General features: G+C 41.5%; 11 protein-coding genes. 8 read left to right on the forward strand and 3 right to left on the reverse strand.

Annotated features, from left to right (window positions below; all coding sequences use genetic code 11):
* The first annotated feature begins 56 nt into the window (after window positions 1-56).
* From pnp to BKK50_RS12580, 5 genes are all read left to right on the forward strand, one after another.
* Window positions 57-2,186 carry a polyribonucleotide nucleotidyltransferase gene (pnp, locus tag BKK50_RS01295; protein ID WP_077414584.1) on the forward strand — a complete coding sequence of 710 codons (2,130 nt, stop codon included), beginning with the start codon at window positions 57-59 and terminating at the stop codon, window positions 2,184-2,186.
* Between the two features lie 83 nt (window positions 2,187-2,269).
* Window positions 2,270-3,205 (forward strand): lipoprotein NlpI, encoded by a 936-nt coding sequence (gene nlpI / locus BKK50_RS01300; RefSeq protein ID WP_077414586.1) that lies wholly within the window; start codon window positions 2,270-2,272, stop codon window positions 3,203-3,205.
* Window positions 3,206-3,395: 190 nt separating this feature from the next.
* On the forward strand, window positions 3,396-5,192 hold the full coding sequence (locus BKK50_RS01305) for a DEAD/DEAH box helicase (RefSeq protein WP_077414588.1): 1,797 nt from the start codon (window positions 3,396-3,398) through the stop codon (window positions 5,190-5,192).
* A gap of 88 nt (window positions 5,193-5,280) precedes the next feature.
* Complete coding sequence (mltF, locus tag BKK50_RS01310; protein WP_077414590.1) at window positions 5,281-6,705, forward strand: membrane-bound lytic murein transglycosylase MltF; 1,425 nt, start codon at window positions 5,281-5,283, stop codon at window positions 6,703-6,705.
* 13 nt (window positions 6,706-6,718) lie between these two features.
* Window positions 6,719-6,868: a hypothetical protein gene (locus tag BKK50_RS12580; RefSeq protein ID WP_167366630.1), complete on the forward strand. Its 150-nt coding sequence runs from the start codon at window positions 6,719-6,721 to the stop codon at window positions 6,866-6,868.
* Window positions 6,869-6,911: 43 nt separating this feature from the next.
* Here BKK50_RS12580 and BKK50_RS01315 read toward each other — a convergent pair whose 3' ends face one another.
* Window positions 6,912-7,715, reverse strand: coding sequence for an outer membrane protein assembly factor BamD (locus BKK50_RS01315; RefSeq protein ID WP_077414592.1), 804 nt, complete (start codon window positions 7,713-7,715; stop codon window positions 6,912-6,914).
* A 109-nt stretch (window positions 7,716-7,824) separates the two neighbouring features.
* Between BKK50_RS01315 and rluD the strand changes: the two genes are divergently transcribed.
* Both rluD and pgeF read left to right on the forward strand, forming a co-directional pair.
* Window positions 7,825-8,799: a 23S rRNA pseudouridine(1911/1915/1917) synthase RluD gene (gene rluD, locus BKK50_RS01320; protein WP_077414594.1), complete on the forward strand. Its 975-nt coding sequence runs from the start codon at window positions 7,825-7,827 to the stop codon at window positions 8,797-8,799.
* A gap of 1 nt (window position 8,800) precedes the next feature.
* Entirely contained in the window at window positions 8,801-9,535 is a 735-nt protein-coding gene (gene pgeF, locus BKK50_RS01325) for a peptidoglycan editing factor PgeF (RefSeq protein ID WP_077414596.1), read from the forward strand.
* Window positions 9,536-9,608: 73 nt separating this feature from the next.
* On the opposite strand, the gene brnQ is transcribed toward pgeF, so the two are convergent.
* A complete protein-coding gene (gene brnQ, locus BKK50_RS01330; protein ID WP_077414598.1) occupies window positions 9,609-10,907 on the reverse strand; it encodes a branched-chain amino acid transport system II carrier protein in 1,299 nt (432 codons plus the stop codon).
* Window positions 10,908-11,142: 235 nt separating this feature from the next.
* Here brnQ and nhaA point away from each other — a divergent pair, with 235 nt between their 5' ends.
* Window positions 11,143-12,324 (forward strand): Na+/H+ antiporter NhaA, encoded by a 1,182-nt coding sequence (nhaA, locus tag BKK50_RS01335; RefSeq protein ID WP_077414684.1) that lies wholly within the window; start codon window positions 11,143-11,145, stop codon window positions 12,322-12,324.
* 214 nt (window positions 12,325-12,538) lie between these two features.
* Here the strand turns inward: nhaA and BKK50_RS01340 are convergent, their stop codons facing one another.
* A complete protein-coding gene (locus BKK50_RS01340) occupies window positions 12,539-13,474 on the reverse strand; it encodes a phosphatidate cytidylyltransferase (RefSeq protein ID WP_077414600.1) in 936 nt (311 codons plus the stop codon).

A 13,474-nucleotide genomic window follows, 5' to 3' on the forward strand; every position in this document is an offset into this window, starting at 1 on the left:
GTCGCAATCTGGAAAATAAAACGTTGTTTTTAATATCAAAATCAAAGGAAAACATAGTGAATCCAATTGTTAAACAATTTAAATATGGTCAACACACTGTAACATTAGAAACCGGTGCGATTGCCCGTCAAGCCACTGCCGCTGTGATGGCAAGTATGGACGATACCAGCGTGTTCGTTACCGTTGTGGCGAAAAAAGATGTGAAAGAAGGTCAAGATTTCTTCCCTTTAACGGTGAATTATCAAGAGCGTACTTACGCCGCCGGTCGTATTCCGGGGGGGTTCTTCAAACGTGAAGGTCGTCCGTCTGAAGGCGAAACCTTAATTGCCCGTTTAATTGACCGCCCTATCCGCCCATTATTCCCGGAAGGTTTCTTCAATGAAATTCAAGTGGTTGCTACTGTTGTGTCCGTCAATCCACAAATCAGCCCGGATTTAGTGGCGATGATTGGTGCTTCGGCGGCATTATCTTTATCCGGCGTGCCATTTAGCGGCCCTATCGGTGCTGCTCGTGTTGGCTTTATCAACAATCAATTTGTGTTAAATCCAACCATGGCGGAACAAAAACAAAGCCGTTTGGATCTTGTTGTGGCAGGAACAGATAAAGCCGTATTAATGGTGGAATCTGAAGCGGATATTTTAACTGAAGAACAAATGTTATCTGCGGTAGTATTCGGTCATCAGCAACAACAAGTGGTGATTGAAGCGATTAAAGAATTTACCGCAGAAGCCGGTAAACCACGTTGGGATTGGGTTGCACCTGAGCCAAACACGGATTTAATCAATAAAGTAAAAGCCATTGCAGAAACCCGTTTGGGCGATGCTTACCGCATTACCGAAAAACAAACCCGCTATGCGCAAATTGATGCGATTAAAGCAGATGTGATCGCACAAATTACTGCAGAAGATGAAGAGATCAGTGAAGGGAAAATCGTTGATATTTTCACCGCACTTGAAAGCCAAATCGTTCGTGGTCGTATCATCGCCGGTGAACCCCGTATTGATGGTCGTACCGTTGATACTGTGCGTGCTTTGGATATTTGCACCGGGGTGTTACCACGCACCCATGGTTCGGCTATTTTTACCCGTGGCGAAACCCAAGCCTTAGCCGTTGCCACATTAGGTACTGAGCGTGATGCACAAATTATCGATGAATTGACCGGTGAACGTTCCGATCATTTCTTATTCCACTACAATTTCCCACCTTACTCTGTGGGTGAAACCGGTATGATCGGCTCACCAAAACGTCGTGAAATCGGTCACGGTCGTTTAGCAAAACGTGGTGTGGCGGCCGTCATGCCAACCCTTGCGGAATTCCCTTATGTAGTGCGTGTGGTATCTGAAATTACTGAATCCAACGGTTCTTCATCCATGGCATCGGTATGTGGTGCGTCATTAGCATTAATGGATGCCGGTGTACCTATTAAAGCAGCGGTTGCAGGTATCGCAATGGGGTTAGTGAAAGAAGATGAAAAATTCGTGGTACTTTCCGATATTCTTGGTGATGAAGATCACCTTGGTGATATGGACTTTAAAGTGGCGGGTACACGTGAAGGCGTAACCGCACTTCAAATGGATATCAAAATTGAAGGGATCACACCGGAAATTATGCAAATTGCGTTAAATCAAGCGAAAAGTGCACGTTTGCATATTCTCGGTGTTATGGAACAAGCGATTCCGGCACCTCGTGCAGAGATTTCTGACTATGCCCCTCGTATCCATACGATGAAAATCGATCCGAAGAAAATCAAAGATGTGATTGGTAAAGGCGGGGCAACTGTCCGTGCCCTAACCGAAGAAACCGGTACGTCAATTGATATTGATGACGATGGTACAGTGAAAATTGCCGCTGTTGATAATAATGCAGCGAAAAACGTGATGGTGCGCATTGAAGAAATCGTTGCAGAAGTGGAAACCGGTGCGGTTTATAAAGGTAAAGTGACCCGCTTGGCAGATTTTGGTGCTTTCGTTGCTATAGTGGGCAACAAAGAAGGATTAGTTCACATTTCTCAAATCGCTGAGGAGCGTGTCGAGAAAGTGAGCGATTACCTTCAACTTGGTCAAGAAGTCAATGTAAAAGTGGTGGAAATTGATCGTCAAGGCCGTATTCGTCTGACAATGAAAGATCTTGCGCCAAAACCAGATCTCGAAATGATTCAAGAAGAACCCGCCGAAATGTTGGAATAATCTTGATAACTTTAATCAAAACTTGGTGGTATCACACCATCAAGTTTTGTTATTTTCTGAATGAATTACACAAAAGAAAGCAAATGCAGTATTTTCGGTTATTTTGCCGTTGTTTCGCCTATTTATTGGGCTTATGTGCAATATTGTTTCTTACCGGTTGTATCCAATCTAGTGGTGCTTTTGTGTCTAAAAATCGGGTAGTACTGGCAGAACAGAATCCGAATGTTCACTTTGAACAAGAAGTGATGATTGTACGAATTAGCCAAGTATTGCTTGTCGGAAAAATGAGTAACGAAGAACGTGCGTCCTTACATTTTGAACGGGGTGTTCTGTATGACGCTCTCGGTTTATGGGGGCTTGCTCGTTATGATTTTATCCAAGCCCTGGCATTGCAGCCTAAAATGGCTTCCGTGTATAACTATCTAGGGCTTTACTTATTGCTTGAGGAAGATTACGACGGCGCATTGGAAACCTTCAATGCTGTGTTTGAATTAGATCCAAGCTATGACTACACCCACCTTAACCGTGGTTTAAATTTTTATTATGTAGGGCGCTATAATCTTGCCGAGCAAGATTTTTTACAGTTCTACCTAGCTGATACAAAAGATCCTTATCGTGTCTTATGGCTCTATTTGAACGAGCAAAAATTAAAACCACAAGATGCCCATAAAAACCTTGTTGAACGAGCAAAAGGGCTATCTGAGGACTTCTGGGGTACACATATCGTTCAATATTACTTAGGACACATTTCCGTAGAAGAATTACAACAGCGTGCCGGTGAATTTGCCCAAAACACGCAACAATATGCTGAAATTCTCACGGAAACCTATTTTTATCTAGCAAAACAAAAACTCAATGTAGGGCTGGTTGATGAAGCAGCTGCTTTGTTTAAACTGGCTATGGCAAATCAGGTTTATAACTTTGTTGAGTATCGTTTTGCCTCCTTTGAGCTGATGAAATTAAAACCGGCTCAAATGGAAGAGGAAAAAGACGGAAAAAGTGCGGTCACAAAACGGTGACTTTTTAGACCGCACTTTAATGACATCATATCTCATTCCTTGCAGGTTATTTGAGAAAATTGGGGACAAAAGGAAGATTTTCGTCTCTTAATACTCAATACGCTTTTCAAAGCATCAAGCAAAAATCGGGATACAACAAACAAACCTGAAAGCCTCTTTGAGCTTTCCTTTTTTATATTCGAGTATTTTAATGACTGACAAAATCACCTTTAATGAATTAGGCTTACCTGACTTTATCTTAAACGCAGTTTCGGACTTGGGGTTTGAAACGCCGTCTCCCATTCAACAAACCTGTATCCCACATTTACTGAACGGTAACGATGTATTAGGGATGGCACAAACCGGTAGCGGTAAAACGGCAGCTTTCGCTTTACCGTTATTGGCTCAAATTGATGCAGAGGAAAAATATCCACAAATGTTGGTGATGGCTCCAACGCGTGAGCTTGCTATCCAAGTGGCAGATGCCTGCGAACAATTCGTCAAATATGCCCAGGGGATACGTATCGTAACCCTTTATGGCGGACAACGTTATGACATTCAACTTCGTGCGCTAAAACAAGGGGCACAGGTGGTAGTGGGCACACCGGGGCGGATTCTCGATCACATTCGCCGTGGCACATTAGATTTATCCGATCTTCGTTTTATTGTGTTAGATGAAGCGGATGAAATGTTGCGTATGGGCTTTATTGATGATGTGGAAACCGTTATGGCTGAGCTCCCGGCGCAACACCAAACCGCCCTCTTCTCTGCCACGATGCCGGAGCCGATTCGCCGTATTACCAAACGCTTTATGAATAACCCTCAAGAGGTGAAAATTAAAGTTAATAACGAAAATGCACCGGATATTGAGCAAAGCTGTTGGTATGTCCACGGTGTGCGTAAAAATGAGGCGCTACTTCGCTTTCTTGAAGTGGAAGAATTTGATGCAGCAATTATTTTTGCCCGCACCAAAACCGGCACGCTAGATATTACCGAACTGTTAGAAAAAAATGGCTTTCGTTCAGCCGCACTTAACGGCGATATGACCCAACAGTTACGCGAACAAACCCTTGATCGCTTGCGTAACGGTAGTCTTGATATTGTGGTTGCCACTGATGTTGCCGCACGGGGGATTGATATTGAGCGTATCAGCCTTGTGGTGAATTATGATATTCCGCTTGATGCCGAATCTTATATTCACCGTATCGGTCGTACCGGTCGTGCCGGTCGTTCCGGTCGTGCATTACTTTTCGTTGAACCTCGTGAACGCCGTTTGCTACGCAATATTGAACATTTGATGAAAAAACCGATTAAGGAAGTGGAACTACCAAATCATTTGGTTTTGCAAGATTGTCGCCGTAAAAAATTCGTTGCCAAAATTACCAAACAGCTTGAACATCATGATTTAGAACAATATCGTAGCTTATTGGAAGATTTATTCACAGCCGACCAAGCTCAAGAAGATATTGCCGCCGCCATGTTAATGTTGCTCCAAGGCAAACAAAAACTCATTCTGCCACCTGATCCGCCAATGGAAAAACGCCGTCGTGAACGCAATGAACGCCGTGAGAACCCACGTTCTGCGGAACGTCGTGGTGAACGAAAAGGCTATGGCAATCCACAACCGATGGATTTATACCGTATTGAAGTCGGTAGAATGGATGGGGTTGAGGTTCGTCACATTGTGGGGGCGATTGCCAACGAAGGCGATATTAATAGCCGTTATATCGGTCATATCAAACTTTATGATGATTATTCCACCGTAGAATTACCGCAAGGAATGCCAAAAGAATTGCTTCAACAATTTGGTAAAACCCGTGTGTTAAATAAGCAAATGAGAATGTCATTTCTTGGTGCGGTAAAATCTGAACACTCACGCGATCGTGATGATTTTGGTGGAAAACGTAAAGGTCGTGGTAGGGATAATGATGACCGTAGTGGGCGTAAATTTAATGAAAAAAACAACCGCTCTTTTAACGAAAAATCTCGAAGAGGCCGCCGTAGTTAATTGTCCTACTGAGGGGAGAGATCACATATATCCCTCCCCCTTGCCACGAAGAATTCGTTTCAAACTTTTATAAATAAGGAAAACGTATTTGAAAGGTCTGTTTTTACGTATTATTGCTGCTTTTGCTTTACTTCTTTGGGCAATTGATATGGTTTTCCCTTGGCAGAAAATTATGCAGTCGGAGGAAAATCATTATACCGCAATTCAGTCACGCGGTAAGCTCATTGTCGGCACGATTAATAACCCGATTTATTATTTTATTGATGCGAAAGGGGAATCGGGCTTGGAATATGAGTTAACCAAACACTTTGCCGATTATTTAGGCGTGCCACTGGAAATCAAAATTCTTGAAAATACGGACACCCTTTTTAATGCGCTTGAAAACAATCAGGTTGATTTAGTTGCGGCTAATTTACTTTTTCATCCAAAACGTGCCGAACAATTTCAAATTGGTCCGGCTTATACTTCCGCCTCTTGGCAATTAGTCTATAAAAAAGGGGAAAGCAGACCGAAAGATTTAAGCTTTGTGCAACAAGAAATTATTACAGCTGGTGGTCAAGAATTAGATGAATTACTCGCTCAATTTCAACAAAAATTTCCCCAGTTACGATGGAAAAATAGCAAACAATTCACGCAAGAAGAATTACTCATACAAGTTGCAGAAGGTAAAATTCCCTACACCATCGCCAATTCTATTGATGTCGCCACAGCACAACAAATTCGTCCTAATATTGCCATTGCCTTTGACTTGACCGATGAAGCCAGCGTGCATTGGTATCTTGCCAATAATTCTTATAATGAATTACAAGCAAGTCTCCTGGATTTTATGAATAATGCCTTAGAAACAGGTTTAATTGATCGTATTGAGGAAAAATATTTCCGCCATATTGCGCAATTTGATTATGTAGATAGCCGAGCTTATTTAGCGGCGATTGAGAAAATTCTCCCTCAATACCAACCGCTCTTTGAAAAATATAAAGGGGAATTGGATTGGCGATTACTGGCTGCTGTTGCCTATCAAGAGTCCCATTGGAACCCCGATGCGACCTCGCCTACCGGTGTGAGAGGGATGATGATGCTCACCAAAGATACTGCTGAGCGGATGAAAATCACCAATAGAACCGATCCGGAACAAAGTATCAAAGCCGGCTCAGATTATTTACATTGGTTGGTATCACAAATGCCTGATAGCATCGCCCAAGAGGATCGTATTTGGTATGCCCTTGCCGCCTATAATATGGGATTAGGTCATCTTGTTGATGTTCGCCGTTTAACCAAAAAATTAGGTGGAAATCCGGATAATTGGCTTGATGTAAAGAATAATTTGCCATTGTTAGCCGAAAAACGTCATTATAGCAACCTGAAATACGGTTATGCCCGAGGCTATGAGGCCTATCAATATGTAGAGAATATCCGCCGTTATATGAATAACATTGTGAATTATCATCGTGTTCAGAACAATCAAAATAGTAATGAGTTGGAAAATGAAATAAATAACAAAGAAGAAAAGTAAGGAGAAAATAAAGATGCTAAAACGCAAAACCTTTTTGAAAAAAGTGAAATCACGAGATATTTCTGTTTCCCGTAACTCACGTATAAGACGCTTAAAACACCGCAAACAAAAACAATTTGAACGCCATACAATGCAATTTGTGCTGCAAGAATTTGGTTGTTAAACCCAACGTAAAACAAAACCCCGATATATTATCGGGGTTTGCGTTATCTCTTCGTTTCGTGGGTGGCTGTTGGCACCGTCAGTTCCAAATCCTCTGGTTTTTCCGGTTTCATAAATTGCTTATCTTTATTGGCATCAATAATTTGTTGAGTTTGATTCGCTAATGTTTCTAAGCCCATTTTTTGATAGGCATCACGCATTAAGAATAAACCTTCGTAAGTTGCAAGTGTATCCGGATATAATTGCAACATCCCCACAATACGATTTGCTACCGCAACATCAGCATTCCGTTTGGCATAAAACTTCGCAATTTCTAATTCATGGCGTGCTAAGGAATCTTTAATATATGCCATACGCGCTAATGCATCTTGTGCATAAGGGCTGTTTGGAAAGGCTCGTACTAAACTTTGAAAATTTGCGAAAGCGGTTTTTAAGGATGTCGTTTCTCGCGTTGCACGATCAATTCCGAAAAAATCTTGAATAGCATTATCTGCTGTTGCGGCATTCGTTAAACCTGCCATATAGACGGCATAATCACGATGTTGGCTTTGTGGAAACTGATTTAAAAAACTATCTACGGTAACCAATACCCCGGTATAATCCTGTGATTTATAGTTCGCATACATTAAATCCAGCATTGCTTGTTCTTGATAAGTGCTCCCCGGAAAACGCTCGGTGGTTGCATTTAAATAACGAATTGCTTCAGAATAGCTCCCTTCCTGTAAAGCCGTTGCCCCTTTAGTGTAAAGTTCATCTACTGATGTTTGTTCAACCTCTTTATCTCCACTTGAACAGCCAACCGCAAAGAGCGTCACTGCAATCAACGCTAATGATTTCATTTTATGCATTGTTTTTTCCTTAATTTTTACGAAAGCCAATAAATCAGATACAATTGGTGGCTATTGTATAGAACATTAGTACATAAGCCAACTTTTAAAACGATTGAGACAGATTTTTATGCCACAAATTACCCTTTCTGCTGAGGTTCAGCCTGAACAAATAGGACTGCGATTAGACCAAGCCCTCGCCGAATTGTTCCCCGCTTATTCTCGTTCACGCCTAAAAACGTGGATTGAAGCGGATCTCGTTAAAATGAATCACCGTATTGCGAATATTCCTCGTGAGAAAGTTATCGGGGGGGAGCATATTGAAATCACGGTTGACGTTGAGGATGAGACCCGATTTGAACCGGAAAATATCCCCCTTAATATCGTGTATGAAGATGAGGATATTATGGTGATTAATAAACCTAAAGATCTCGTCGTTCACCCGGGGGCGGGTAATCCAAGCGGTACCGTATTGAATGCATTGCTTCATTATTACCCGCCGATTGCCGAAGTGCCACGGGCGGGCATTGTACATCGCTTAGATAAAGATACGACAGGTTTAATGGTGATCGCCAAAACTATTCCGGCACAAACGAAATTAGTACGAGATCTACAAAAGCGTAAAATCACACGGGAATATGAAGCCGTTGCATCAGGTATTATGACTAAAGGTGGAACCGTGGATCAGCCCATGGCACGACACGCTACCAAACGCACGCTAATGGCGGTTCACCCTATGGGTAAACCTGCCGTCACCCACTATCGCATTATGGAAAACTTCCGCAATTATACCCGCCTACGCTTGCGTTTAGAAACAGGGAGAACCCATCAAATCCGAGTTCATATGGCACACATTGCTCATCCTTTATTGGGCGATCAAACTTACGGAGGCCGCCCTCGCCCACCGAAAAATGCCAGTGAGCCCTTTATGGACGTCTTGCGTAATTTCAAACGCCAAGCCCTACACGCAGTGATGTTACGTTTAGCGCATCCTATCACCGGTGAAATGATGGAATGGTATGCCCCTCTGCCCGATGATTTTGTTGAATTGATCACTGCATTAAAAACAGACTATATCGAACATAAAGAAGAATTGGACTATTAATATGCAAGCAATTTATCCCACATGGCAAGTGCCCACTAATATTCACGCATTTACCACGACTCGAACAGGCGGGGTGAGCCAAGCGCCATTTGAAAGTTTTAACTTAGGCGATCATGTTGGCGATGAAAAAAGTGCGGTCAAAATTAACCGCACTTTATTAGTAGAAAAATTCCATTTGCCTCATCTTCCCCTCTTTCTCACTCAAACCCATAGCACAAAAGTTATCCGCCTACCTTATTCGGGCGATAATATTGAAGCGGATGCCGTTTATACCAATCAACCGAATCAAGTTTGCGCTGTGATGACGGCTGATTGTTTGCCTGTGCTTTTTACAAGCAAAGAAGGTATTGAAGTCGCAGCGGCTCATGCCGGTTGGCGGGGATTATGTGATGGAATCTTGGAAGAAACGGTGAAATGTTTTCATACCAACCCACAAAATATCACCGCTTGGCTTGGACCGGCTATCGGTCCTAAAGCATTTCAGGTGAGTAAAGAAGTCATTGAGCAATTTATGCAATTTGATCGTTTGGCAGAAGACGCTTTCCAACCTGATCCGAGTGAGAAAGGAAAATACCTGGGTAATCTTTACCAAATAGCGATACAACGTCTAAACAAACTGGGGATCACGGAAATTTCCGGTGGAGAGTACTGTACATTTTATGAAAAAGAGCGGTTCTTTTCTTATCGGCGAGAGGGAAAAACAGGAAGAATGGCGAGTGTCATTTGGTTCGAATAATTGCTCATTAAACAGGGAGGGGAATATATCCCCTCCTTGTTTTCATTGATAATATTTAGAAACAAAAAATCAATTAGGCTGATTTTTTCCCCAAGAATAAGGATAACCCTAACGCAATAAAAGCCGGTATCAGCCACCCCATCCCTTCAGCATAAAGCGGCAAATAATTTAAGATATTCTCAATTGTCTGAGGCAATAAATCGATATTCTTCAAACTATCGCAAGCACTAAAACTTACGGTCACCAGTAGAGTGACATAGTAGCTAAATGTAATATTCGGTAATTTATTACGGATAATCTGCAAAAATACCAACATAATTGCCACAGGATAAATCAATAATAATGCCGGAATGGTGATACGCAGTAATTCCGTTAACCCGGTTTGAGCAACCGTTATGGTTAAAGCGGTAAATAAAATCACCCAAAATGAATAGGACAAGCGTATATGAAATCTAGCGAAATAATCCGCACAAGCGCTGGTTACCCCAACAAGCGTAGTGAGATTTGCCAAAATGATAATGCCCGACATAATCCAAGTTCCACCGGCACCAAATAAGGCATTAACATAGCGAGAAAAAATTTGTCCGCCATTCGTTGCCCCTTCAGCAACTTGCGCACTGGTTGCTCCTAAGTAAAACAGGGCAAAATATAAGACCGCTAATAAAAATACGGAAATCAAACCGGCAGAAATTGTGTATTTCACCACATTTTGTACAGAAGACACATTCCGCACAGCCAAAGCACGAGCCACAATCCCCCCAAAAGCGATGGCTGCCAGCACATCCATCGTTTGGTAGCCACTAATTAGCCCTGAAGTCATTGCAGAATTTGTCGCATAGGCTTTGCTTGGTTCAACAATATCAGAGAGTGGGGAAATGATGACATTCACCGTAACGACAATCAACAGCACTAATAATGCCGGTGTCATAAATTTCCCTACTGTCGAAATAATGGTATTCGGGCGAAGCATAAAAAGCATACCGACTATATTAAAAATAAAAGAGAAAATAAAATGCGTATAAGGGGTATCTTCTACAATATTTAGTGGTAACCACGCCATTTCATAAGCAACATTGGTTACACGTGGCATAGCAAATAAAGAACCGATGACCAAATACAATGTGGCTAAGAAAAACACTTCAGCCCATTTAGGTAAATCACGGGTAAGTTCCTCGCCACGCCCGACCATTGCCACAACAACCAAGGTAATAAACGGCATTAATACACCGGTTAATACAAAGCCAAGGGAAGCTGTTGACCAATGGGTACCGGCGGTAAACCCTTCCATTGGTGGGAAAATAATATTTCCTGCGCCTAAAAAAAGCGCAAAAATCATCATACCTAAAACAACAATATCTTTACGAGTAAACATAATCTTCTCAGTTCATAAAAGGGAGCTCATTCTACTATAAAAGTACAGGGGATCCCTAACGTCCAAACACAAAAATGTGAACTCAATCACATTGTAAATCCGGTCTAAAAATATCACTAAAAACAACCGCACTTTTCCTTGATTTTTCCTCAAAAAATAAAAATATGGTAGTATTCCCACCTTCATTATTTTGTGTTGTGTTGTGTTTATTTTAAGTTCTTTTGGAGAAATTTTAGTGTTATCACTTATACAACGATTTTTTAAATTAGAATCTGCTGGCGGTATTTTGCTATTTTTAGCCGCCCTTATTGCCATTTTATTTGCGAATTCACCTTTAAATTCGGTTTATCATGACTTTTTAAATTTACCGGTAAGTATTCAAATCGGAAGTTTTTCGATTAATAAAACCCTCATTCACTGGATTAATGACGGGTTTATGGCGGTATTTTTTGTTTTAGTGGGTTTAGAAGTCAAACGTGAGTTGTTAGAGGGGTCACTCTCTCGCTATCAACAAGCGATTTTTCCGGCTTTTGCTGCAGTGGGCGGAATGATCGTTCCTGCCTTAGTCTATATTTTTATTGCTCGTCAGGATCCTACGCTTGCTAACGGTTGGGCAATTCCAATGGCAACGGATATTGCATTTGCTCTTGGTGTTATGGCTCTTTTAAGCAAACAAGTTCCACTACCGTTAAAAATCTTTTTGTTGGCGTTGGCTATCATTGATGATTTAGGTGCCATTGTTGTCATCGCCTTATTTTTCTCCCATGGGCTAAGTATTCAAGCCCTTATTTTTGCGGCTATCACCATTGTTTTATTGATTGCATTAAATCGCTTTAAAGTTACCGCACTTTGTGCTTATATGGTGGTGGGGGCTATTTTATGGGCATCCGTATTAAAATCCGGTGTACACGCTACCCTCGCCGGGGTGATTATCGGTTTTTGTATTCCACTGAAAGGGGAAAAAGGTGAAACACCATTAGACGATTTTGAGCATTTACTTGCGCCTTGGACTTCATTCCTTATTTTACCTTTATTTGCCTTTGCTAATGCGGGAGTGAGTTTTGAAGGGTTAGATTTCTCTATGATAACATCACCATTATTACTTGCGATTGCTTTAGGCTTGATTATCGGCAAACCGGTCGGTGTATTTGGTTTCAGTTATCTTTCGGTGAAGTTAGGTATCGCCAAATTACCGGAGAACATTAATTTTAAACAAATTTTTGCCGTTGCTATTTTATGTGGTATCGGATTTACGATGTCTATGTTCCTCGCAAGCCTCGCCTTTGATGCGAATGCCGGTGAAAGTGTCAATAGCTTGTCTCGTTTAGGCATTTTACTCGGCTCGACATTTTCCGCCATTGTGGGGTATTTTTTCCTAAAACAAACTACAAAAACCTCGTCTTTCCTAAAAAAATAATCGGTACCTATTTGGTTTAAACAACATATAAATTAGCCTAAATATTGAGCCCTGTAGTGAACAGGGCTCAAATTTTTAATAATTGCACGATATATGATTATTCAGTGGCTCATACTTTAAATGAAATATCATTTAATTTTTAGATAGAATCTGAGTTGGTATCTATTTCCTAATACGAGTATCAGTAGCCGTTATAAAAATGCGATGCTATTGATTACCCATTCCAAAAGTAGCGAATAATATGAAAGAAAATAGGCGCTGAGAAACAAACAGAGTCCATTCTATCAAGCATTCCACCGTGTCCGTTTATCATCTTCCCCCAGTCTTTTACACCGTGGTCTCGTTTAATCGCAGACATCACCAAACCACCTAAAAAACCCATTACGCAAATCATAAAACCAATCAATCCGGCTTGCCAGTAGGTGAAGGGGGTGATAGGTGCCATAAGCGTTGCAATCACCGTGGCAGAAAGAACCCCGCCTAGGGTGCCTGAAATGGTTTTGGAAGGCGAAAGACCGGGCATAATTTTTGCCCCACCAATGAGTTTTCCCCAAATATATTGCAATACATCACTAGACTGCACTGTGGCAATCATAAAAATCACCAGCAAAATATTGTTTTCTTGATTGAAATCGTCCAAATTCAAAAAGAGCAAGGCTGGAACATGAGAAATGCAGAAAATACAAATCATCGTCATCCATTGGGTTTTGGCTGTACGAGCAAGAAATTGTTCGGTATTCCCACTCAAACTACTCACAATAGGCAACAATAAAAAGCCATAAACAGGAATAAAGATCGAAAACATCCCATACCATTGCATCAATACAAAGCAATATTGAATCGGCAATAGTAAGTAAAAACAAGCCACCATACTGTAATAGTCACAACGTTTGCGATAAATCACCGTCATAAATTCACGTAAGGCGACAAAAGAGATGAGGAAAAAAAGAAGGGTTGCACCGATATGCCCAAACAGAAAGGCGATAAACAGTATGCCGGTCATCACCCACCAGGCATTAATGCGTGCGACTAAATTGGTAATAGTGCTGTTTTCTTCACCATATTTTAGTGTGAGTAACCGTCCAATAGCACTTGCCACAATCAGCAAACCAAACACGATGGCAAAAATAACATTCGCTTGTGCTAACAT

It is taken from the genome of Rodentibacter rarus (genome assembly GCF_001998965.1).
GTDB classification, from domain to species: Bacteria; Pseudomonadota; Gammaproteobacteria; order Enterobacterales; family Pasteurellaceae; genus Rodentibacter; species Rodentibacter rarus.

What these genes read in the sequence shown, in the direction of transcription:
- BKK50_RS01305 (WP_077414588.1), top strand. Translation starts at nt 3,396, where the DNA reads ATGACTGACAAAATCACCTTTAATGAATTAGGCTTACCTGACTTTATC.
- brnQ (WP_077414598.1), bottom strand. Translation starts at nt 10,907, where the DNA reads ATGTTTACTCGTAAAGATATTGTTGTTTTAGGTATGATGATTTTTGCG.
- BKK50_RS01315 (WP_077414592.1), bottom strand. Translation starts at nt 7,715, where the DNA reads ATGCATAAAATGAAATCATTAGCGTTGATTGCAGTGACGCTCTTTGCG.
- nlpI (WP_077414586.1), top strand. Translation starts at nt 2,270, where the DNA reads ATGCAGTATTTTCGGTTATTTTGCCGTTGTTTCGCCTATTTATTGGGC.
- rluD (WP_077414594.1), top strand. Translation starts at nt 7,825, where the DNA reads ATGCCACAAATTACCCTTTCTGCTGAGGTTCAGCCTGAACAAATAGGA.
- BKK50_RS12580 (WP_167366630.1), top strand. Translation starts at nt 6,719, where the DNA reads ATGCTAAAACGCAAAACCTTTTTGAAAAAAGTGAAATCACGAGATATT.
- BKK50_RS01340 (WP_077414600.1), bottom strand. Translation starts at nt 13,474, where the DNA reads ATGTTAGCACAAGCGAATGTTATTTTTGCCATCGTGTTTGGTTTGCTG.
- pgeF (WP_077414596.1), top strand. Translation starts at nt 8,801, where the DNA reads ATGCAAGCAATTTATCCCACATGGCAAGTGCCCACTAATATTCACGCA.